At 70.7% G+C, this 22,836-nt stretch carries 15 protein-coding genes and 1 pseudogene; 11 read left to right on the forward strand and 5 right to left on the reverse strand.

Features of this window, described 5'->3' with window-relative positions; translation table 11 throughout:
- Positions 1-4: 4 nt before the first annotated feature.
- The 3 genes from ABEA87_RS38450 to ABEA87_RS38460 form a co-directional block, all read right to left on the reverse strand.
- Positions 5-814: a DUF7158 domain-containing protein gene (locus tag ABEA87_RS38450; protein ID WP_345638276.1), complete on the reverse strand. Its 810-nt coding sequence runs from the start codon at positions 812-814 to the stop codon at positions 5-7.
- Positions 772-5,172 (reverse strand): glycoside hydrolase family 38 N-terminal domain-containing protein, encoded by a 4,401-nt coding sequence (locus ABEA87_RS38455; protein WP_345638278.1) that lies wholly within the window; start codon positions 5,170-5,172, stop codon positions 772-774. The genes ABEA87_RS38450 and ABEA87_RS38455 overlap by 43 nt, the downstream gene beginning before the upstream one ends.
- Positions 5,173-6,056: 884 nt before the next feature.
- Positions 6,057-7,175 (reverse strand): GntR family transcriptional regulator, encoded by a 1,119-nt coding sequence (locus ABEA87_RS38460; RefSeq protein WP_345638280.1) that lies wholly within the window; start codon positions 7,173-7,175, stop codon positions 6,057-6,059.
- A gap of 480 nt (positions 7,176-7,655) precedes the next feature.
- On the opposite strand from ABEA87_RS38460, the gene ABEA87_RS38465 reads away from it, so the two are divergent.
- On the forward strand, positions 7,656-8,525 hold the full coding sequence (locus ABEA87_RS38465; RefSeq protein ID WP_345638282.1) for an alpha/beta hydrolase: 870 nt from the start codon (positions 7,656-7,658) through the stop codon (positions 8,523-8,525).
- A 170-nt stretch (positions 8,526-8,695) separates the two neighbouring features.
- On the opposite strand, the gene ABEA87_RS38470 is transcribed toward ABEA87_RS38465, so the two are convergent.
- Positions 8,696-9,592 (reverse strand): oxidoreductase, encoded by an 897-nt coding sequence (locus tag ABEA87_RS38470; protein WP_345638284.1) that lies wholly within the window; start codon positions 9,590-9,592, stop codon positions 8,696-8,698.
- A gap of 515 nt (positions 9,593-10,107) precedes the next feature.
- Between ABEA87_RS38470 and ABEA87_RS42810 the strand changes: the two genes are divergently transcribed.
- From ABEA87_RS42810 to ABEA87_RS38495, 6 genes are all read left to right on the forward strand, one after another.
- Positions 10,108-10,197, forward strand: coding sequence for a potassium-transporting ATPase subunit F (locus ABEA87_RS42810; RefSeq protein ID WP_425571031.1), 90 nt, complete (start codon positions 10,108-10,110; stop codon positions 10,195-10,197).
- Positions 10,197-11,888: a potassium-transporting ATPase subunit KdpA gene (kdpA, locus tag ABEA87_RS38475; RefSeq protein ID WP_345638286.1), complete on the forward strand. Its 1,692-nt coding sequence runs from the start codon at positions 10,197-10,199 to the stop codon at positions 11,886-11,888. Before ABEA87_RS42810 ends, kdpA begins: the two co-directional genes overlap by 1 nt.
- Positions 11,889-11,964: 76 nt before the next feature.
- Positions 11,965-14,058 carry a potassium-transporting ATPase subunit KdpB gene (kdpB, locus tag ABEA87_RS38480; protein WP_345638288.1) on the forward strand — a complete coding sequence of 698 codons (2,094 nt, stop codon included), beginning with the start codon at positions 11,965-11,967 and terminating at the stop codon, positions 14,056-14,058.
- Positions 14,058-14,585: a potassium-transporting ATPase subunit C gene (locus ABEA87_RS38485; protein ID WP_345638290.1), complete on the forward strand. Its 528-nt coding sequence runs from the start codon at positions 14,058-14,060 to the stop codon at positions 14,583-14,585. Before kdpB ends, ABEA87_RS38485 begins: the two co-directional genes overlap by 1 nt.
- A gap of 493 nt (positions 14,586-15,078) precedes the next feature.
- Positions 15,079-16,632, forward strand: coding sequence for an ATP-binding protein (locus tag ABEA87_RS38490; protein ID WP_345638292.1), 1,554 nt, complete (start codon positions 15,079-15,081; stop codon positions 16,630-16,632).
- Positions 16,610-17,308 (forward strand): response regulator transcription factor, encoded by a 699-nt coding sequence (locus ABEA87_RS38495; protein WP_345638293.1) that lies wholly within the window; start codon positions 16,610-16,612, stop codon positions 17,306-17,308. The genes ABEA87_RS38490 and ABEA87_RS38495 overlap by 23 nt, the downstream gene beginning before the upstream one ends.
- A 119-nt stretch (positions 17,309-17,427) precedes the next feature.
- Here ABEA87_RS38495 and ABEA87_RS38500 read toward each other — a convergent pair whose 3' ends face one another.
- Positions 17,428-18,153, reverse strand: coding sequence for a response regulator (locus ABEA87_RS38500; RefSeq protein ID WP_345638326.1), 726 nt, complete (start codon positions 18,151-18,153; stop codon positions 17,428-17,430).
- 432 nt (positions 18,154-18,585) lie between these two features.
- On the opposite strand from ABEA87_RS38500, the gene ABEA87_RS38505 reads away from it, so the two are divergent.
- The 4 genes and pseudogenes from ABEA87_RS38505 (at position 18,586) to ABEA87_RS38520 (ending at position 22,822) form a co-directional block, all read left to right on the forward strand.
- Positions 18,586-20,073 (forward strand): FAD-dependent monooxygenase, encoded by a 1,488-nt coding sequence (locus ABEA87_RS38505; RefSeq protein WP_345638295.1) that lies wholly within the window; start codon positions 18,586-18,588, stop codon positions 20,071-20,073.
- A 148-nt stretch (positions 20,074-20,221) separates the two neighbouring features.
- Positions 20,222-20,857 (forward strand): AAA family ATPase, encoded by a 636-nt coding sequence (locus ABEA87_RS38510; protein WP_345638297.1) that lies wholly within the window; start codon positions 20,222-20,224, stop codon positions 20,855-20,857.
- Positions 20,858-20,865: 8 nt separating this feature from the next.
- Positions 20,866-21,536 (forward strand): annotated as a pseudogene (locus ABEA87_RS38515) (phosphotransferase).
- A 191-nt stretch (positions 21,537-21,727) separates the two neighbouring features.
- On the forward strand, positions 21,728-22,822 hold the full coding sequence (locus ABEA87_RS38520) for an NAD-dependent epimerase/dehydratase family protein (RefSeq protein ID WP_345638299.1): 1,095 nt from the start codon (positions 21,728-21,730) through the stop codon (positions 22,820-22,822).
- Positions 22,823-22,836: the final 14 nt, after the last annotated feature.

Below are 22,836 nucleotides of genomic sequence, written 5' to 3' on the forward strand. Positions count from 1 at the left end.
GGCGTCAGTGGCGGTGGTGGTTGTCGGGCTGGTGAGGATCGCCCGGATGCTCCAACCCGGGCACCAGCCGGATCCGCTGCGCGCGCGCACGGTCCAGCCAGTGGGCGAAGGCGCGCCGCCGCCGCGCCGCGAGCAGGTCGGGGCGCAGCGCCGGCCTGTCCCGCTCGAAGTCCGGTTCCCGCGCGGGCAGCACCTCCAGCACGTACGCCTCGTGCCGCCCGAGCCGGTCGGTGGCCGTGACGGTGTCGCCCGGGGCCGCGCCACGCAGGGCATCGGCCAGCGCGGCGGGCAGGTCGGCCGCACCGACCGGACCGAGCCGGCCGGCCGGCCCGTCGCCGAGCCGGTGACGCAGCACCCACCGGGCCGGCACCGGCCGTGCGGTAGCGGTCCAGTACCGGCGCAGTTCATCGTCCGCAATGGACACTCCGGCGGTGACGGCGTCGGCGACCGCCCGCACCGCCGGACTGCCGTGGAACGCGGCGGCGTTGATGGAGCCGTACTCCACCGCGGCACGCTGGTCCAGCCGCACGCGGCGCGGGTTCAGCGGCAGGCCCCGCGCCTCGGCCTCGGCCGCGCACAGCTGCTCGGTGAGGATCACCTGGGCCAGCCACCGCGCCAGTTGCCGGCCCTCGGGGCTGTCCGGGGCGGGCAACATGGCCGCGCGGTCACCGTCGCGCATCTCGGCGAGCCGCCGGTCCAGTCGCGCCCGGGGCACCGGGACACCGTCCAGGTAGCCCAGGGCCTCCTCCCGCGGGTGCCCGGTGGCGGCGGTCACGGCGCCACGACCAGACGCACCGCCGGTGAATACTGGCATCGGCCGAACCACATGACCTTCACCAGACCCCAGGCGTGACCCGGGTCGGCGCCGGCCGGTACGGACACCCGGAAGTCCACTGTGGAATTCTCGCCCGGAGCTACCGTGAAGCCCCGGATCGCGGTGGGGATGCTGTCCCAGGTGCCCCACGGGGACACCAGTTGCGCCTCGCCGCGGATCTCGTCGCGGGTGGTGTTGGTCAGCACCACCCCGATCGAGCCGCGCTCGCCCGCGAGCAGAGTCAACTCGGGCCGCTCGACCTCGACCGACAGACCGGTGTCCCGCCCGGTGGTAGCGGAGGTGCCCTTGAACGCCACCTCGTCGGACGGCACCGGACCGGGTACCGGCAACACCCCGGCCGGCTCGCCGACGACCACGGTGGCGACGTCCTCAACGTCGGCGCCGTCGTAGTTGAGGCGGGCGGCGACGAAGTACATGCCGTCGAGGACCCCGGTGGGTGGCGTGACGGTGACGGTGAACCGCTGCCACCCACCCGCCACGAGCCGGTAGACGCGTGAGGCCGGTTCGGCGTGCCACCCATCGGGCACGGAGAGAGTGAGAATGCCCTCGTGCTCGGCGTCGCGCAGCTGCGAGGAGAGCACGACCTCGACGTCGACCGGCTCGCCCGAGGTACGCAGCAGGCCGGGGGACACCGCGACGGTCACCGGCAGGTACCCGATGGGCGCCGGCCCCCGGTTGTGCAGCCAGTACCGGGCGTACACGGGTTGGGCGACCTCGCCGGCGGGCCCGAGCAGCGGCCCGCCCGAGATCCGCCCGGTGGCGTCGGAGGTGTGTGTCGCGTCCTGGGCCCGCGTGGCGGCGGTGTGTGCCGGGTCGGCGGGGGGCTTGGTGCCGTTCGGCGTGGCGGCCGCGTGGGCGGTGAGGGTGGCGACCTCGAAGCCGGCGAGGTCGAGCCGCGCCGGTCCGGTGTCGCGCTCCAGCAGGTCGGCGGAGCGCAGCTCGGTCATTGACAGCGCGCCGCCCACCAGCGCCCGGCCGCCGCTGCGACCGGTGCTCTCGGCCAGCCGCAGGGTCACCCGGTCGATCAGATCGGGCTGCGCCGCACTGCCGCGCGCGATCGGGTTACCGGCGGGCTTGAGCGCGTTCAGCAACACCTGGCGTGCCGGCTCGACGCGCAGGAACGAGTGGGTGCCCGGAAGTTCCCCGGGGTGCGTGTCGACGATCCGGGGCAGCAGCGGCGTCGTGTACTCCTGGCCCCGGGCCGGCAGCGTCAACGCCCGCCAGTCGCCGTCGCCTGCCACCAGCGCGTAGTGGAATTCGTGCGTCCAGTGCTGGAGCTGGAAGGACGATCCGTCGGGCGCGGCGCGTCGCGGCGGGTCGATCCACACGCCCGACGGCCAGCCGGTGCAGGAGCGCATCAGCGACAGGTGCAGCGCACCGGTGGGGTCGACGGCGAAGCCGGGCAGCCCGTAGGTCAGCAGCGCCACCGTCGCGTCGGTCAACGGTTCGGCGGGCGGTTCGAGCGCGACCGCGTCCACCCGCGCGTCGGCGAGGTCGGCGACGAACTCCTCGACGGGGCCGGTGACCACCAGCACGGGTAGCGCCCGGAGGTCGCGCAGGTCGGCGTTGGGCTCCCACACCCGCGGCAGCGGCTGCTCGGCCGGAATCCACACCACCCCGTGCCGCGCCACGGCATCGGCGTAACCGGCTCCGGCGCGCGCCAGCAACTCCCGGGTCACCGGGTTGGTCCGCTCGTCACCCAGCACGATGCGGAAGTCGGGCAGGTTGGAGTCGACGGCCAGCCAGCCGTAGCGGGGCCCCGTCGCGCTGGACGTGGTGGCGGTGACCCCGGCCCTGGCCAGAGCGACGACGAGGTCCCGGGCGTCGGCGCCGTCGTCCGCCCCTGGGACGACGACCTCGGCGACGCCCAGGGCCCGTTCACCCAGCGCCGTCCCCTCCGGCGAGGTGAGCGCCACCCGTGCGGTGGCGCCGAGGCCGAACCAGGTGTTGGCCGGGTTGTCCAGCGTCCACGGTGCCTCGGCCGTGTCCACGTCGGGCAGCGCGTACCCTCGTCCGACCACCGCGGCGGCCACCTCGGACACCGGCAGGCCGCCCGGCAGGTCGACGGGGAACCGTACCCGCAGCAGCTTGTCCCGCACGGCGGGGTCGAGCACCCGGGTGCGGAAGCCGATCCGGTCGGCTCCGCGCCACAGCGTGACAGACTGCTCGTACCCGATGCCGTCGACGCTGCCGGTGGCGACCAGCCGCTCGCCGATCGGGGACACGTAGCGGCGCACGGTGGCCCCCGCTCCCGCCGCCGTCTCCGCCGCTGCCGACGACGATCCGACCACCGTTCCCTTGGGCAGCAGGTGCCAGGGACCCTCGCCGAACTGCGGGTGGGTTGGGTACTCGTCGTAGACCCGCAGTTCGTTGCCCAGCCCGCGCAGCAGTTCCCGACCGGACGCGACGTCCACAATGGAGGTCAGAGCCCCGCCGCGATCAGGGTCGGCGGTGACCCGGTACCGCTCGTTGGCGATCGTGTCGCCGTCCACCTGGACCCACGGGCCGTCCGGGTTCGGGTCGGGGCCGGTCGGGTCCTCGTCGGGGCCGGCCTGGTCCCGGTCGGTCGCGACGGGGTCCAGCAGGCGGTAGGTGCGCCAGCCGAGCGCGGGTACGTCCAACGCGCGAAAGACCAGCACCCCTCTATCGTGCAGCGCCGGTACCGGAGTGCCCGCGTCGTCGACCACCCGGGCCGGGGCGTCGACGGCCACCCGGACCAGGTCGGACCGGTCGAACGACAGCGTGTTCGTGACCACCACCGCGCGGCCCGCCCCGGTCGTGTTCACGCGGGCGGTGAGCGCGTCAAGCGCCGAGTCGCGTACCGCGGCGGACAGATCGTGCGCTTCCCGCCAACCACCGAGCAGGTCGATGTAGACCTGATCGGACTCCGAGCCGGTGATCGCGTCATGGTGCGCGCCGTACGCCAGTTGACGCCACACCTTGTCCAGCGCGGCCTGCGGGTAGTGCCCCAGGCCCAGCACGGCGGCGATGGTGGCCAGTTTCTCCGCGTCGGTCGCGGCGACCTCTGCGGCCCGTTGCGCTTGCTTGGTGTCGATGTAGGACACGTCCTTGCCGGTGTAGACCGGGTTCATGTCACGGGTCTGGGGCGACGGTCGCCGGCCGGCGGCGGCCAGGTCGGCACGCACCGCGTCGAGGAAGTCTCGGGGAATCGAGCACACGAGTCGTGGCCACACGTACCGGCTGTTCCACGAGCGGTGGATGGCGGTCAGCCACTTGTTGGGTGGGGTGTAGTCGGTGCCGACCGGCAGCAGCATGTGCCGGGTCGCGGCGACCGGTTTGAGGGTGCGGTACAACTCGTAGACGGCCCGCTCCGCGTCGGCGAGGGTGGCCGAGGAGTCCATCCACCAGCCGGCCGAGTAGTGGTTGGGCATGTAGTGGGTGAGCACTCCGCGTCCACTGGGCGCGAGCCACTCGAACTCGGACGGGAACTGCATGACCGTGGCGTCACCGTGCTGGGGGCCGAAATTGTTCAGCACCGGTCCCCACTGGTGGAACGGGCCGCGGGCCCAGGCGCTCGCGGTCAGGCCCGCGTCGGCGAGGTACCCGGGGAACTGCGGATCGTGCCCGAACACGTCCAGCTGCCACGCGGTCCGCGGGTCGCCGCCGAGGATGTCGCGCTGGAACCCCACCCCGTAGACGATGTTGCGGATGGTGGTCTCCGCGCTGGTCAGGTTGGTGTTCGGCTCGTTGTAGGTGCCGCCCATCAGCTCCACCCGACCCTCGTCGAGCAGCCGCTTCAGATCGGCGCGGCGGTGCGGGTGCACGTCAAAGTACGGTTTGAGGTAATCAATCTCGGCGAGTACGAACCGGTAATCCGGGTCGCGCAGTGCCAGGTCGAGATGCGCGTCGACGAGCGCGAACCCGTTGTTGGCGAACAGGGGACGGGTGCTGGCGTCGCCGGACAGCCATTCCCAGGGCGTGGTGTACGCGGCCTGGGTGTTCCACCACACCGGGTCGTAGTGGAAATGCGACACCAGGTGCATCGTGTAGCCCGGCCGCTCGACCGTCACGGTCGCGTCAAGGTTCACCTCCGGCTCGCCGGACAACGTCACCGTGACCGGTATGACGGCGCCGGGCTCCGCGCGAATGTCCAGGCCGACCTCCACGACGATCTCATCGGTGTCGGTGTCGGTGTCGGTGTCGGTGTCGGTGTCGTTCGCGGGGACGATCGCGCTGCCCTCGACTCCCGGCCCGCCGACGGTGATCCGCTGACCGCCGGCCAGTCGTTGCAGCGTGACCCGCAGTACCTGTCGCGGCGCGGCCTCGGTGCCGATGAACAGATCGGTGGACTCGGCCCGGATCAGCGGGTGGGACATGCTACTCCTCGAGAAGTGGCCCGGAGGGCATACCGCGCGTGCTGAGGACTGGCGCGGGGTGAGCGGGATCCGCAGTTCCCAACCGTGTGCGGGGCCGGGCGACTGTCGGTGGGGTTTCACGTGTCAAACTCGGTGCGGAGATTGGTGCGTGTGCGGCTTGCGTGGTGTTGTCCTGTGCGGGGCTGCCTTGTGCGGGGGGCTGTCCTGTGCGGGTGGAACTGAGCGCGGCCGGCGGCTCCGGCGGCCGACCTGACTGCCGGATGGTGGCTGACCCCTGAGGCTGGCCTGATCTCCGGCCGGCCCGTCGCGGGCTGACCGCGCCCACGCGGCCCAGATGCGGTGCTGGACTTTAGTTCCCCAAGCCCCTTCTACGCGTGGTTTTGAATGCGTGCAAGGGTCTGGTGCTGGCGTTTCGTGAGGTGCCGAGCCTGGTGCGTCGCGCTCGCGGGTGCGGTCGGGCGGTGGTTGGAGGAACGATCGGTCGGGACGGCAGTGGACGTGGCGCGCGAGAAACGGTAGTTAAAGCGCTTTAATGTGTCAAGGAAATCACTGGGTCCGGCGGGCCGGAGCCGGCGGGGGTCGCCGAACCTCCGTCACCCGCGACATCGGAGAGATCCTCGACGCCGTCCGCCACGTGTTGCCAGTGGGGTACCGACACCAGCCTGTACCCGATCACCGCACCCGATCACCGCGTGGTCCGACCGTCGCGCCCGACCACCGCGCTTGACTACGGCGCTCGATCACCGCGTGGTCCGACCACCGCGCTCGACCACCGCGGTCGACCAAGGCGCTCGACCAAGGCGCTCGACCACTACGCCGGTCACCCGCGTGATCCGACGACCGTTCGCTCGACGACCGTTCGCACTCGACGTGCGTGCGCCCAACTACCGGGCGCCGGCCGGCTGCAGGCGGGCCCCCACCCCGTCGCGCTGCCGGACGCTCACTCCCAGCACGACCCGTCGCACGTCCCGGTACGGGTTCTCGTCACCGATCCGCGTGATCACCAGCTCGGCCGCGCGCCGCCCGATCTCCTCGGACGGCAGCGCCGCGGCGAGCACCGTCAGCGGGGCGATGTCGTACGGGCCGGCGTCGTCCATGCTCGCCAACTCGACGTGCTCGGTCGCGTCGTCGCCCAGGTGCAGCAGGTCTGTCGCGGCACGGGCCAGGACATACCCGTTCGCGCACAGCAGCGCGGTAGGCGGCTGGGTGCCACCCAGCAGCCGGGACAGCGCCGAGCGGCTGGCCGCGTCCGCGACCGGCCAGTATGTCCGGAGCGTGGTCAGCTCGGGCAGCACGGGCAGGCCGTGTTCGCGCAGCGCGTGCAGGTGCCCGGTCAGCCGGTCGCGCACGCTGGTGGCGCGGGTCTCGCTCCACAGCGTGGCGATGCGCTGGTGTCCCCGGTCGATGAGCTGCCGGGTGATTTCGTAACCGAGGTCGAAGTCGTCGGCGACGACGGAGTCGGTGGCCACATCGGTCCGGTAGCGATCCACCAGGACCAGCGGGATGCGCCGCCGTCGCAGCTCCTCGATCAGGTCGGTGTTCGCCTCGTCCTCGATCGGGTACAGCACGACGCCGGCCGCCCCGGTGTCGATGGCCTGGCGCAGTGCTCGTCCCTGCCGCTCGGCGGAGCCGTCGGACTCGGACAGGAACATCCGGAAACCACGCTCGGAGCAGACCGATTCGACGCCCCGCACGATCTGCGACACGTGCGGACCCGCCAAACCCTGGATGATGCAGGCCACGGCCGCCCCACCGGTATCCGGTGCGGGGGGTGCGGTCCGGTCGGCCACGAACGTGCCCTTGCCCCGATGCCGGATCAGCACACCGTCGGCCACCAGCTCGTTCAGGGCTCGAATGGCGGTCGTGGTGCTGACGCCGTACCGCTGGCACACCTCCCGCTGGGTGATGAACGGCTGGTCAGGCTCGTACTCGCCGCGCGAGATCGCCGCCACGAGGGTGCGCTTCACCTGCTGGTACAGCGGGGCCTGGCTGTGCTGGGTCATCGCTGCTCATCCTCTGTTCCACGGAGCTCGGGTCTGCGGTAGCAGGGGCGGACGCCTCGCCCGCCCAGTGTGCCAAGACGGCGCCGAGCCGTGGGGTCGGCCGTCCGCGGGCCCGCCACCGGCGACCGTCGTAGCCCGCGACGGCTCGACCGCACCGCACCGTGCCGACCCGCACCGCACCGTGCCGCACTGCACGACCCGCGCCGCACCGCACGACCCGCGCCATGCCGTGCCGACCCGCGCCATGCCGTGCCGACCGCGCCGTGCAGTGCCGTGCAGTGCCGCCTGCCTGTCGTCCCGCACCCCGTGGTCGCGATCGGCGGCCGTTCGGGTCGGATCGGCACCCTGCGGGCGTCGCCGCGCCTGGACAGCTTTAGCACATTAACACGCTAGATCTGCCGACGACGGAATCGGCGATGGTGAGGCTACGATTCCAGCCGTGGAACATCATGATCTCTCAGCGCTGGGGCGTACGGTCCGATGAGCGAGTACGAGCTGTGGGAGAAGCCGCCGGGTGGCACGGGTACCGAGGAGGCGGACCGGCCGGCCGTGACGGCCTTCAGGGTCGAGGCGCCACGACCCCTGCCGGCGATGCTGGTGGTGCCCGGCGGCGGGTACTCGAACAACGCCGAGCATGAGGGCGCACCGGTCGCCCGGTGGCTCAACTCGCTCGGCGTGAACGCGTTCGTGCTCCGGTACCGGGTGGCTCCCTACCGGTACCCGGTACCACTGCTGGACGCCCAGCGGGCCATCCGGTTCATCCGGCACCACGCGGACCGCTTCGGCGTCGACCCGGAGCGGGTCGGGGTCCTCGGCTTCTCCGCCGGCGGGCACCTCGCCGGCATGCTGGCCACCGAGCCGTCGAACCACGTCGACGCGCCGGGCGCGGCGGGAGACCCGGCCGATGCACCGGGTCCGGCCGATCTCCGCGACCTGGACGGCGTGGACCTGGCCGCTCTGCCCGCCGACGAGGTCGACGAGGAGGACGCCCTGCCGGGGATCGCTGTGCTGTGCTACCCCGTGGCGAGCTTTGTCGGCCCGGTGCACCACGGTTCCCTGGAGAGCCTGCTCGGGCCGCAGCCGAGCGAGGCCGTGCGCCGACGGCTGTCGATCGAATTGCGAATCAAGCCGGCGAGCCCGCCGACGTTCCTGTGGCACACGGCCGACGACCAGGTCGTGGACGTGGCCAACGCGCGCCTCGTCGCGGAGGCGCTCCGGCGCGCGGGTGTACCGCACGAACTGCACGTCTACCCGCACGGCAGGCACGGGCTGGGGCTGGCCGAGGGCGCGCCCGAGGCGAGCGAATGGACCGGGTCCTGCGCCGCCTTCCTCAAGACGTACGGCTGGTAGCAACCGCTCCGCCCTGCCGGTGGTCGGGCTGGTCACGGGCGACCGACTGATCGCCGGGCGGCCGGATCAGCCCCACCAGCCCGGTCATCGCGAACGCCGCCCCAGGGCGAGATCGGCGGGCCGGCGAGGCATCCGTCCCGCCCGGGGCCGCGAGCGTCCGGGTCAGGGCGCTAACCGGCCACGTGCACCGCGTCGAGAATGGCCAGCTCGTCCGGGGTCAGCCGGAGCGCGCCGGCCGCCACGTTCTCGGTCAGGTGATCCGGATTTCCGGTGCCCGGAATGGCCAGCACGTGTGATCCGCGGTGCAGCGACCAGGCCAGCCTGACCTGTGCCGGGGTCGCGTCGTGCGCCCGGGCCACCTCGGCCACCCGGTCGTCGCCGACGCTCCCGCCGCCGGGGCTGCCGGCGATCGCGAAGAACGGTACGAACGCCACGCCCTGCTCGCCGCAGACGCGCAGCAGTTCATCGTCCTCCGGGTGGACCCCGAGGCCGTACTGGTTCTGCACACACACCACCGGAGCGATCGCCTGAGCCTCGGCCAGGTGCTCGGGTGCCACGTTGGAGATGCCCAGGTGACGGATCAGCCCGGCGTCGCGTAGCTCGGCGAGCGCGCCGAAGCGTTCGGCGATCGACTCGCTTCCCCGCCGCAGATTGGCGCCGATGCGCAGGTTCACCACGTCGAGGTGGTCGCGCCCGAGCTGCCGGAGATTCTCCTCGACCTGGCCGCGCAGCTGCTCCGGTCGCGCCGCGGGCAGCCAGTTGCCGGACGGATCCCGCCCCGGACCCACCTTCGTGGTGATGACGAGATCTTCCGGGTACGGGTACAACGCGCGGTTTATCAGCTCGTTGGCCGACCGGAGCGGGGAGAAGTAGAAGGCGGCGGTGTCGATGTGGTTCACGCCGAGTTCGACCGCGCGGCGCAGCACGGTGACGGCGCCGTCACGGTCGCTCGCGGCGCCGTCGGCGTTGCTCGTCAAACGCATGGCGCCGAACCCGAGCCGGTTGACCGTGCGGTCACCGAGCTGCCAGGTGCCCGCGGAGGTGGCGGTGATCATTTGGGCGGTCATGGGCACGAGCGTGCCATCTGGTCGTCAGCGGCGGCCGGCCGGGGTGACCTGAGCGGAGGCGCGGCCACCGGGCGTTCACCGCTACCGCCGGTCGCCGCCGGGCCGCACCCGTCCACCGGGCGTTCACCGCCGTCGCCACCGGCCGCACCCGTTCGCCGGTGGGTCGCCGGGCCAGCGCGGCCGGGGTCGGTGGTGGCCGGGGCGAGCACCCGCACGACTCGCCCGGAGTAGGCACTGGCGCTGGTGGTCCCGGGGGGAGTGCGGCCGGATCCGAGTGGTGGCGCGGGCGAGCGCCCCATCGACCCCGGCGCCGCCAACGGGTGCCCCGACCGTCGCTGTGGCGCATGCCCCGAGCTGCGCCGTTCACCGATCCTCCACCCGAGCCGGGCTCGCATTCACCGCGCGGCCACCGGGCCGGGTATCAGGCTGCGGAGCATGGCTGACTTTTTGGTTGTCCTGGGAATCGTGGCCTTCGTGGCCGCGATGCTGGGCGTGATCAAGGCACTGGAGCGGGTGTGAGCGTCACCGACGGTCTACTGCTGGCACTGTCGCTCGCTGTGTTCATCTACCTGGGCGCGGCGCTATTTAAGGCGGAATGGTTTTAATGAGTTTCGCGTGGACGCTCGTCGCGTTCGTGGTGGTGCTGGCGATCGCCTGGCGCTTCCTCGGCGCGTACATGGTGGCGGTGTTCGATGGGCGGTCCAAATGGCTGGCCTATCTGGAACGGCCGATATACCGGTTACTGAAGCTCGACCCGGAGTCTGAGCAGTCCTGGCAGCGGTACGCGGCGTCGCTGATCATGTTCTCCGGCTTCGTGCTGCTGTTCGGGTACGCCATCTTCCGACTGCAGGGCCACCTGCCGTTCAACCCGCAACACTTCGGCGCCGTCCGGTCCGACACGGCGTGGAACACCATCGTGTCGTTCGTGACCAACACGAACTGGCAGTCGTACTCGGGCGAGACGACGATGTCGTACCTGTCCCAGATGGGCGTGCTGGCGCTGCAGAACTTCCTGAGCGCGGCGGTCGGCATCGCGGTGGCCGTGGCGCTGATCCGCGGTTTCGCGCGCAAGGGCTCGAAGACGATCGGTAACTTCTGGGTCGACTTCGTGCGCACCAACCTGTACATCCTGCTGCCGATCGCGTTCGTGGCCGCCATCATCTTCATCGGCCAGGGCGCGCTGCAGACTCTGGGCGGGCCGGCCCACGTGCACGACGCGCTCAGCGGAGCGAGCCAGACCCTGCCGCGTGGCCCGATCGCCTCGCAGGAGGTCATCAAGCAGCTTGGTACGAATGGTGGCGGCTTCTTCAACGCCAACGGCGCGGGTCCGTTCGAGAACCCGACCGGGCTGACGAACTTCCTGTCCATCATCCTGATCCTGTGCATCCCGGTGGCGCTGACCTACACCTTCGGCAAGATGGTGTTCAGCGTCCGCCAGGGTGTGGCGATCCTGGCCGTGATGACCGTGCTGTTCGGTGGCTGGCTGACCGCCGCCACGGTGGCCGAGCACCAGCCCAACCCGGCCGTCGCGGCCGCGGGCGTGACCAGTCAACCGGCCGGGAACATGGAGGGCAAGGAAACAAGATTCGGCGCCCCCAGTTCGGCGCTGTATAACATCACCTCCACCCAGACCTCGACCGGAAGCGTCGACTCGGCCGCGGACTCCTACACGCCCGTCGGCGGTGCCGCCATGCTCACCGGCATGATGCTCGGCGAGGTGAGCCCCGGCGGTGTCGGCACCGGCCTCTACGGCATCCTGCTGTTCGCGGTCATCACCGTCTTCATAGGCGGATTGATGGTCGGTCGAACACCGGAGTATCTCGGAAAGAAGATACAGGCCAGGGAGGTGAAACTGGCCGCCCTGGGCGTACTGGTCATGCCGATCACCGTGCTGGTGCTGACCGCGATCGCGGTGTCGGTGCACGCCGGCCGCGTCGGCCCACTCAACGCCGGACCGCACGGCTTCTCGGAAATCCTTTACGCGTACACCTCGGAGACGAACAACAACGGCTCCGGCTTCGGTGGCCTGAGCGCCAACACGCCCTTCTACAACATCACGGGCACCATCGGTCTGCTCCTGGGCCGCTTCGGGATGATCATTCCGGTGCTGGCCCTGGCCGGCAGCATGGCCGCCAAGCAGGTCGTACCGGCGTCGCTGGGCACCTTCCGCACCGACAAGCCGATGTTCGTGGTCCTGCTGATCGGGGTCGTGCTCATCATCGGCGCCCTGACGTTCTTCCCGGCCGTCTCGCTGGGGCCGATCGTCGAACAGTTCAGCAGCGGGAGACTCTTCTGATGCCCAACGTATTTCCATCGAATAATGATTCGCGTGCTCGCGTCGCCAGTCGACTCGGTCGCGGAGGGGTTCTCTGATGCCCGACAACGATATTCTCGAAACGGACCGGTCCCAACCACAGGCGCAGAACGCCGGTGGCGGACAGGCGCCGCACGGCGTGGTGAACAAGCGCAGCTTGTTCGACGGCGCGATCCTGCGCCAGGCCACGATCGACTCATTCCGCAAGTTGGATCCCCGGGTGCAGATCAAGAACCCGGTGATGTTCGTGGTGCTCATCGGCACGGTGGTGACTCTTATCGAGTCGATCGCGCACCCGAGTGCCTTCGACTGGACGGTCTTCGTCTGGCTGCTGCTCACCGTGCTGTTCGCCAACTTCGCTGAGGCGATGGCCGAGGGGCGCGGCAAGGCGCAGGCCGACACCCTGCGCAAGACGCGTGAGCACACCGACGCGCGCCGGCTGGACGCTGGCGGCGCCGAGCACCGGGTACCGGCGGCAGACCTTGTCGTCGGCGACCGGGTGGTGTGCGAGGCCGGAGACGTGATTCCCTCCGATGGAGAGATCATCGAAGGCGTCGCGTCGATCGACGAGTCCGCGATCACCGGCGAATCCGCTCCGGTGATCCGGGAGTCCGGCAGCGACCGGTCGGCGGTCACCGGCGGCACGAGGGTCCTGTCGGACCGCATCGTGGTGCGCATCACCGCCGAACCCGGCAAGACCTTCCTGGACCGGATGATCGGCCTGGTGGAAGGCGCGAGGCGGCAGAAGACGCCGAACGAAATCGCACTGACCATCCTGCTCGCCGCGCTGACCATCATCTTCGTTCCGGTCGTCGTGGTGCTCCAGCCGTTCGGCATCTTCGCCGGTGCCAGCGTGTCGGTCATCGTGCTCATCGCACTCATCGTGTGTCTGATCCCCACCACCATCGGCGCGCTGCTGTCGGCGATCGGTATCGCCGGCATGGACCGGCTCGTGCAGCGCAATGTGCTGGCCATGAGCGGCCGGGCGGTAGAGGCCGCCGGCGACGTGCAGACGCTGCTGCTGGACAAGACCGGCACCATCACGCTCGGCAACCGGATGGCCTCGACCCTGTATCCGGTCGGCGGCCACAGCGAGCAGGACCTGGCCGACGCGGCGCAGCTGGCGTCGCTGGCCGACGAGACGCCGGAGGGCCGGTCGATCGTGGTCCTCGCCAAGCAGCAGTACGGGCTGCGTGAGCGCGAGTTGGGGCCGGAGCACGTCTTCGTGCCGTTCAGCGCGACCACCCGGATGTCCGGGTTGGACGCGGACGGTCGAAGCATCCGCAAGGGCGCGGCCTACGCCGTGAAGCGTTGGGTGGCCGAACAGGGCGGCAACGTGCCGGCCGAACTCGACCAGGTCGTCGAGCGGGTCGCGCGGGCCGGTTCCACCCCGCTGGTGGTGTCCGACGGCCCCCGGGTCCTCGGCGTCGTCGAGCTCAAGGACGTCGTCAAGCAGGGCATCACGGAGCGGTTCGAGGAACTGAGGTCGATCGGCATCCGCACCGTCATGATCACGGGTGACAACCCGCTGACCGCGGCGGCGATCGCGCAGGAGGCCGGCGTCGACGACTATCTCGCCGAGGCCACTCCCGAAGCCAAGTTGCAGCTCATCAAGGCCGAGCAGGAGGGCGGCAAGCTGGTCGCGATGACCGGTGACGGCACCAACGACGCGCCCGCCCTCGCGCAGGCCGACGTCGGGGTGGCCATGAACATGGGCACCACGGCCGCGAAAGAGGCCGGCAACATGGTGGACCTGGACTCCAACCCGACCAAGCTCATCGACATCGTCGAGATCGGCAAGCAGCTGCTCATCACCCGGGGCGCGCTGACGACGTTCTCCATCGCGAACGACGTGGCGAAGTACTTCGCCATCATCCCGGCGCTGTTCGTGTCGACCTATCCGCAGCTGAACAAGCTGAACATCATGGGTCTGCACAACGAGCAGACCGCGGTGCTGTCCGCGGTCATCTTCAACGCCCTGGTCATCATCGCGCTGATTCCCCTTGCGTTGCGTGGCGTGCGGTTCCGGCCGTCGAGCGCGTCGGCGATCCTGCGCCGCAACGTGCTCATCTACGGGCTGGGCGGTCTCGTCGCCCCGTTCGTGTTCATCAAGTTGATTGACCTTATCCTCACGGCGATAGGGGCCTTCTGATGTGGGTCAACCTCAGGCGGGCGGTTCTTGTCTCGCTCGCGTTCTTCGTCCTGCTGGGGCTGGCTTACCCCCTCGCCGAGACCGGCATCGGGCAGCTCCTGTTCCATCATCAGGCCAACGGTTCGCTGACTGCGAACGGATCGGAGCGCATCGGACAGACCTGGTCCGGTCCGCAGTGGTTCCAGGGGCGCCCCGACGGGGATGACCCGACGGCGACCGGGGGTTCGAACCTGGGCCCCCGCTCCCAGGAGCTCTCGGATGACGTCAAGAAGCAGATGGACGCGCTGAAGAAGGAGGGCATCACGCCGACCAACGGCCTGGTGACCACCTCCGGTAGCGGCGTCGACCCGGACATCTCGCCGGACGACGCGTACGCGCAGGTTGCGGCCGTTGCCAAGGCCAGGGGCCTGTCGCAGGACAAGGTCCGGCAGCTGGTCAAGGACCACATCGACGGTCCGCAGTTCGGATTCCTCGGTGCTTCGCACGTCAATGTGCTGGAGCTCAACGAGGCACTCGCCGCTCTGTGATCGCGCCGGCCGGGCGGGCTGTGCGGGCAAATGCCCACGCAGCCCGCCCGGTTACGTGAGCGGCCGGCGCGGGTGGGGACGCCGTCATCGCCGCGCCGCGTTACCGCGGCGGGGCGAGCCACACCCCGGCCCGCGGCTGACCTCTCCGGCCAGGGGCCGACGGCTCCGGGGCCGCGACCGCCGATCCGGCCCGGCCGGTGTTGACGAGCGCGGTCGTGGCCGGAATCTCATGGCGCGGGCGCCGGGATAGCCAACGGGCGCCACCCGGATAGCCAACGCCGGCCCCGCGACGGCGTGCTCGAGGTCGGGGCCGAACCTGGGTTACGCGTCAAGAATCCGTCAAGCCAAGGTTCGTGCGTCAAGAAGGCGTCGGGCCGGCGTCGAGATTTCGTTGTGAGGGGCGTGATCCGGGCCACTGTCGGCCGGTGGCGCCACGTTCGCGATCGAGGATGGTATGTCCCCCGAGGCAAGGAAGGACTGAGCGGACACGGACATGACGATCCGGCGCAACGTCATGGGCTCGCTCGCGGCGCTGGCGAGTACCGCGGTGCTCGCGGCCGGGATGCTGCCGTTGCGCAGCCACTTGACTATCGCGACAACAGCACTGGTACTGGTCGTACCCGTCGTTCTCGGCGTCGTACTGGGCGGTTTCCTCTCCGGTGTCGTCGGTGTGCTCGGCGGCTTCCTGATCTACGACCTCCTGTTCATTCCGCCGTACCTGACCCTCGACGTGGGTGCCGCCGAGAACTGGACGGCTCTGGTCGTGTACGCCGCCGTGCTGTTGCCGGTCGCCAAGGTTGTCTCCGGCATGAATGCCGCGCGGGCCAAGGCCCGGCAGCACGGTACCCAGATCCGGGAACTGTTCGAACTGTCCGGGCTGCTGGTCGAGGACAAGCCGTTCGACGATCTGGTGTCCGTCATCGTCAGCACGTTGCGCGACGTGTTCGACGCGCGTCAGGTGGCGTTGCTGCTACCCAGAGACGGTCACCTGGAAATAGTCGCCTCCGCCGGCGCGCCGCTGACCGACGCCGATCGCGGCCGGTTACTGCCCATGCCGGGGGCGCTGGCCAGCCTGGACACCCATCTGTCGCAGCGCAAGGATCCCTTCGCGCTCGCGCTGATCGCGGCCGGCCGCCCGGTGGGTCTGCTGATGGTCTCGGGCAAGCGGATGGCCGAACACGATCGCGAACCTCTGTTGCTGTTCGCCAACCAGGTCGCGCTCGCCATTGAACGCGCTCAGCTGCGCGAGGACGCGCTGCGCCTCGAAGTCACCGAAGAGGTCGCCCGGTTGGCCCGGATGCTGGTCGCCGCGGTGTCACACGATCTGCGCGCGCCGCTGGCCTCCATCAAGGCATCATCCTCCGTCCTGGCCGACCCCGAACTGGACATCCGCCCGACGGAGCGCCAGGAACTCGCCGGCCTCATCGACGTCCAGGCCGACCGGCTGGCCGCGCTCGTCACCAACCTGCTCGACATGAGCCGAGTGCAGGCCGGAGTGCTCCAACCCAGATGTACCGTCACCACGCTCTCGGACTTCCTGGCCACCGTGCTGAGGGACCTGCCGCCGGCGACCCGTGCCCGCATCCCGGAGATCGATGTTCCGGCAGACCTGCCACCCATCGACGCCGACCTGGTTCTCATCGCCCGGGTGCTGACCAATCTGCTGGAGAACGCCGCGCGCCACGGCCCCAAGGACACGCCCATCACGATCTGCGCGCAGCCCACCGAGGCCAGGGCGGCCGGCGACACCGAGGCCGGCGGGGTCAAGGTGGACGCCGACGCCAGGACGATCACGGTATCGGTGGCCGACCGTGGCCCCGGGGTCAGCCCGGATCGGCGTAACGAGATCTTCGGTCTGTTCACCCGCCGGCAGAACGACGCCGGCACCGGACTCGGCCTGGCCATCGCCAAGGCCTTCATCGAGGCACACGGGCAACGGATCTGGGCCGATGACGCTCCCGGAGGCGGAGCGCGGTTCTGCTTCACCCTGCCCGTGGCGGCACCCCTGCCCGAGGAGCTTCAGGTTGTCCCGAATCCTTATTGTTGACGACGACACGGACCTGCTCAACGCCTGCCGCGTGGGGTTGCAGGCCTTGCAACACCAGGTGCGTACGGCCGAGACGGGTCACGACGGCCTGAACGAGGTCGCCCTGCGGCCACCCGACGTCATCGTGCTGGATCTCGGCCTGCCGGACCTCGACGGCCTGCAGGTGTGTCGCCGGCTCAGAACCTGGAGCGACATCCCGGTCATCGTGCTGTCCGCCGACGGCTCCGAGGACCGCAAGGTCGAGGCGCTCGACAACGGCGCCGACGACTACATGACCAAACCCTTTGGCATGCGGGAACTCGACGCCCGGGTACGCGTGGCGCTACGCCACCGCACGGCCGCGATAGTCGATGATCACGTCACCGAGCTGCGCGCCGGGCGGCTGCGCCTGGATCTCCTGCACTACGAGGCGACCTTCGACGACCGCGCGGTCGATCTGACGCCGAAGGAGTTCGACTTCCTCGCGTACCTGGCCCGGCACGCCGGGAAGATCTGTACCCGAAGGATGATCCTGGAGAACGTGTGGGGTTCCGCGTACGCCAAGGAGCTTCATTACCTCAAGGTGTACGCGTACCGGATCAGGCGCAAGCTGCACGACGAGGAGGGGCTGTTCCTGGAGAACGATCCCTCGGTCGGGTACCGGCTGGTGGTCCCGGACGGGGCCGGCGCTCATTAGGCCGACGGCACACCACCACCCGCCCCGTTGAGCCACCCAGTTCGCGGCACGGAGCCGCCCGCTCCGCGCGGTTCTCGGGGCGATAGGAGAGGCGGGCACTCACCCGGCCGCGCGCGCGGTCACGGCCGGAACCGGTACCCCATGCCGGGCTCGGTGAGCAGGTGGCGGGGGCGGGCGGGTTCGAGCTCGAACTTGCGGCGCAACTGGGCCATGTACTGCCGGAGGTACTGGGTCTCCGCCCGGTAGGTGGGTCCCCAGATCTGCTCGAGGAGTTGCCGTTGGCGCATCAACTTGCCCGGGTTGGTGATGAGCGCCTCAAGCAACTGCCACTCGGTCGGCGTCAGATGGATGATCTCGCCGCTGTCGTCCGCGCTGGACACCTCGTGGTGCATCAGATCGACGCGGTAGCGACCCACCAGGATCGATGCGGGCTGCTCCGGACCGCTGCGCCGGCGGGCGACCGAGCGGATCCGGGCGAGCAGTTCGTTGAGGCTGAACGGCTTGGTCACGTAATCGTCGGCACCCGCGTCCAGCGCTCCGACCTTGTCCTGGCTGCTGGTCCGTCCGGACAGCACGATGATGGGTACCGTGGTCCACGCGCGCAGCTGGTGAATCACCTGTACGCCGTCGACGTCGGGCAACCCGAGGTCCAGGACGATGAGGTCCGGATGCTCAGTGGCGGTCGCGCGTACCGCGGCATGACCGGAGTCGGCGGTCAGCACCTGGTATTCACGGGCGGTCAAGTTGATGCGTAGCAGTCGCCGGATCTGTGGCTCGTCATCGACGACGAGCACGCGCGGAAGCGGTGTCGCGGCCACGGGAACGCACGGATGTTGTGGTGGCATCAGCCGCTCCTGCGCCGTCGACAGCACCGCAACCATCGGCGGCTCCGGGATCATCGGCGGCGTGGCGGCGACCTTACCCACCGGGACCAGGCGGTTCGCGGGCGCGGCGCTGGCTACGAGTCCGGCGGTAACCGAAGAATCAGCCATTGCGCCAGTGTTGCTCGATCGGCGGTGGCATCGAGGTGAAAGGCCGGTCGGAACCGGTGGAGGATCGGTGAACGGCCAGCCGCACCCGGATAGCGGCTGCGGACCCGAGGGTGGGGGTCGCGGGGTTCAGCCCGGTCGGCATCGCGCGGCAAAGGGGATTCGCCGCTGTCGGAGAAATGTCAACGGTTGTAGGCCAACACTTGTTGACTCATCGATGCGCGTCGGCATAACCTCACCTCAAGTGCTGGTTCGCACAAACGACACACCGATCCCACGGAGGCTGCCATGGTTCCCACCGAGACGGACGTGGTCATCGTCGGAGCCGGCCCGGTCGGGCTGATGCTCGCCGGTGACCTGGCCGCCGCCGGCGTACACACCACTGTGCTGGAGCGCCGGGTCGAACAGTCCAATCTGACCCGCGCCTTTGGCGTGCACGCGCGGACCCTGGAGCAGTTGGACGCGAGGGGACTCGCCGACGAACTGATCACGACGGGTGCGCCGATCCGTCGCCTGCGCCTGTTCGACCGGTTTGATATTGATCTCGGCGTCATTCCCAGCCGTTTCGCGTACCTGCTGATCACACCGCAGTACAACGTCGAGTCGCTGCTGCGACGGCGGGCGCAACGGGCGGGTGCCGTGTTGATCCGGGGAGCCGAGGTGCTGGGGCTGCACCAGGACTCCGAGGGAGTACACGTCGAGACGGCCGGCGGTGAGGCGATCCGCGCGTCATACGCGGTGGGCGCGGACGGCGCGCGCAGCCGGGTGCGCGAGGCACTGGGCCTGCCATTCCCGGGCTCCCCGATCATCACCTCCATCATGCTGGCCGACGTGCGGCTCGCCCAGCCTCCGGAGGACGTCCTGTCGGCCAACGCGACCGGCGACTGCTTCGCTTTCGTCGCGCCGTTCGGTGACGGCTGGTACCGCGTGTTCGCCTGGGACCGGCGCAATCCGCGACCCGACGACGCGCCGTTGGACTTCGCGGAGGTGCGTGACGTCACCCGGCGGGCGCTCGGCATCGACTTCGGCATGCACGACCCCCGGTGGATGTCTCGGTTCCACAGCGACGAGCGCCAGGTGCCGCGGTACCGGTCCGGGCGGGTGTTCCTCGCCGGGGACGCGGCGCACGTGCACTCCCCGGCGGGCGGGTTGGGCATGAACACCGGCCTGCAGGACGCGGCCAACCTCGGCTGGAAGCTCGCCGAAGTGCTGCGCGGCCGGGCGACGGAGGACCTGCTGGACAGCTACCACGCCGAGCGCCACCCGGTGGGCCGGGCGGTGCTGCGCACCAGTGGCGCGCTCATCCGGCTGGCGATGATCAAGTCTCGGATCGAGCGGGCCGCCCGGAACGGTCTCGGCGGCACCGCGCTGCGCATCGGGCCAGTCGCCCGCAAGGCCGCCGGCTCCGTGTCGGGGGTGAGCATCCGCTACCCCGCGCCGCGGGGCGCCCACCCGCTGACCGGATGCCGGGCTCCCGACGCACTGCTGGCCGGCGACGGCCAGTCGCCTGGCCGGCTGTACGAGGCGCTGCGGGGTGGCACCTTCGTACTGCTGGCTCCGGCCGAGGCCGTCCCGGCCGCTCGGAATTGGGGGCCGCGGGTACGTGCGGCGTCGCCCGCAGACCCCGGCGGGCCGACCACGCTGGTGCGCCCCGACGGGTACGTCGCGTGGGCCACCGACCGGACTCGCGCGTCCGGCCTCGATGGCGAGATCCGCGACGCCTTGCGTGTCCACTGTGGAACAGTCGACCGGCAGTCCACGCCGTCGGCGGTGTGACGGGCCGGGTGCTGCCGTCGCCGGAGCCACCGCCGGGCCGGTACTCGGCTCGTCCCCGCGCCTTCGTGGGACGGGCGAAGGATCCCATACCCGTCCGACGGCGGAAAATGCCATGGTTCACGGGGGCCGGTGGTGCCAGAATCGGCGGGTGGATCAGCCCGACCCCGCGACCCCGGCTCCGTCCCCGGTGCCGGGGCCGGTGCCCGGAGAAGTGATCATCCTTACCGGCCCGCCGGGCGCGGGTAAGACCACGGTGGCCCGGGCACTCGCCGACCGCCACGCGCTCAGCGTGCACCTGCACGGCGATGACTTCTGGCACGCCATCCGGCGCGGCCGGCTCGCACCGTACCTGCCCGAGGCGCACCGGCAGAACCAGGTGGTCATCGAGGTACTGGCGGGTGCCGCCTTCGGCTACGCCGCCGGCGGGTACCGGGTGATCTGCGACGGCATCGTCGGGCCCTGGTTCTTGGACGCGTTTCGCGCGTCCGCGAGGGCCCGGGGCATTTTGTTGCACTACGTCGTGCTGCGCCCCGACCTGGACACGACCCTGCGCCGCGCGGTGGCCCGCGGCCGGCGGGGCGGCGCACCGCCGCACCATGACGCGTCATCGGATCCCGCCCTGCGGGATCCGGCCCCGATTCGTGCGCTGTACCGGCAGTTCGCCGGCATCGCCGAGCTCGAGGCGCACAGCCTGGACACCACGCGGCTGACCGTGGCCGAGACCGTGGATGCCGTCGAGCGGGGCCTCGACGCGGCCGCCTACCTGATCGTTGCGAGGGGCTGAGACGAACCATGACACCCGTCCCGCCCACCACGGAGGCGCTGCGTGAACTCGTCGCGGAGCAGTTCGGCACCGCCCGGCGGCCGGTCGCGCTCGACCGGCTGACGGGTGGCAGCAAGAAGGACGTCTACCGGCTCACCCTCGACGACGACCCGCGGGCTGCCGCCGCGCCGTTGTCCGCCCTGGGCGACTCGCTGCGCCGGATGCACACCACGATCGGCCCGGGCTACGGCAAGCTGACGCTGCTCGCCTCCGGCCGGGCGCCCCAGACCCGGCGCCCGGAGGAGATCATCGTTGGCCGCGCCATGGGCCGCCTCGACGAGGTCGCGCGCCGCGACGCCCGGATCGCGGCAGTGCGGCACCGGATCGCCCGGCACGTGCGCGACCTCGCCGCGGCGGTCACGCCACGGGCGACGCACGGGCTGGTCCACGGCGAGTTGGGGCCGGACCACGTGCTGGTCACGCCGGCCGGCGAACCGGTGATCATCGACATCGAGGGCCTCACGTACTTCGACGTCGAATGGGAGCACGCGTTTCTGCGGATGCGCTTCGGCGACGCGTACCCGGCGCTGCGCCCGGTCGAGGTGACGCCGACCGGTTGGAGCTCTACCGGTACGCGCAGGTCCTGTCGCTGATCGAGGGGCCGCTGCGCATCGCGGACACCGATTTCCCGGACCGGTAATGGATGCTCGGGCTCGCCGAGCACAACATCGGCAAGGCGCGCGCCGCGATCCGCAACGGGGACTGAGCCTCCGGTAGCGGGGCCGACCCGAGCCGTGCGCGATCATCGGCCGGGAATCGGCGCCCCGCGAACCGCCCGGAGGGGACGTTTGGCCGGCCCGGATCGGGGGATGGGGCGGTCGGAGGTCGAGAATGCGGGTAGTCGTGGTCGGTGCGAGCGGCAACGTGGGTACCGCCGTGCTGCGGCGCCTCGCCGAGCAGCCCGAGGTCGACGAGGTGACCGGCATCGCCCGGCGCCACCCCGGCAACGGTCGCCACGCTGGGCCACCCTACGCCGGCGTCACCTGGTACCCGATCGACGTGGGCGGACGCGGGGCGGTGGACGCGCTCACGAACGCGTTCGCCGGCAGCTCGGCGGTCATCCATCTGGCCTGGCAGATCCAGCCCAGCCACGACCGGGCCAGGATCCGGCGCACCAACGTCCAGGGCACCGCGAACGTGGCGCAGGCCGCCCTTCGCGCGAGCGTGCCGTCGCTGGTTGTCGCGTCATCGATCGGCGCGTACGCGCCCGGCCCGAAGGACGAGCCCGTCGACGAGCAGTGGCCGACCACCGGGGTGCGTGGCTCCACCTACAGCCGGGACAAGGCCGACGTCGAGGCCATGCTCACCGAGCTGGAAGACTCCAATCCCGAGCTGCGCGTGGTCCGGATCCGTCCGGCGCTGGTGTTCCAGCCGGCGGCCGCCGCGGAGATCGCCCGCCTGTTCTTCGGGCCACTGGTGCCGCTGAGCCTGCTGCGGTTCGGGCGGATACCGGTGCTGCCCGCCGGCCCCCGGCTTCGGGTGCAGGCCGTACACGCCGATGACGTGGCCGAGGCGTACGTGCGGGCGGCGCTGTCCGACGTCCGGGGCGCGTTCAACATCGCGGCCGCCGAGCCGCCACTGGACGCGCGCAGCGTGGCCGGCAGGTTCCACACCCGTGCCGTGCCGGTGCCGGTGGACCTGCTGCGGCTCATCGCCGAGGTCACCTGGCACGCCCGGCTGCAGCCCACCGAGCCCGGCTGGGTGCGCCTGCTCGCCGGCGCCCCGACGATGTCCTGCCAGCGGGCCGAGACGGAGTTGGGGTGGCGCCCCCTCACCAACGCGTTGGACGCCTTCACCGCGCTGATCGAGGCCATGGCCGAGGGTACCGGGGCGGACTCGGCCCCGCTGCGCCCCCGGTCGTCGGTCACGGATCGGCTGGCCGGGCTGCTGACCGGCCGCCTGCCCGGCCACGGCAACCCCTATTAGGCCCAGTCCGACGC

Source organism: Rugosimonospora acidiphila, assembly GCF_039543385.1.
Lineage (GTDB): Bacteria > Actinomycetota > Actinomycetes > Mycobacteriales > Micromonosporaceae > Rugosimonospora > Rugosimonospora acidiphila.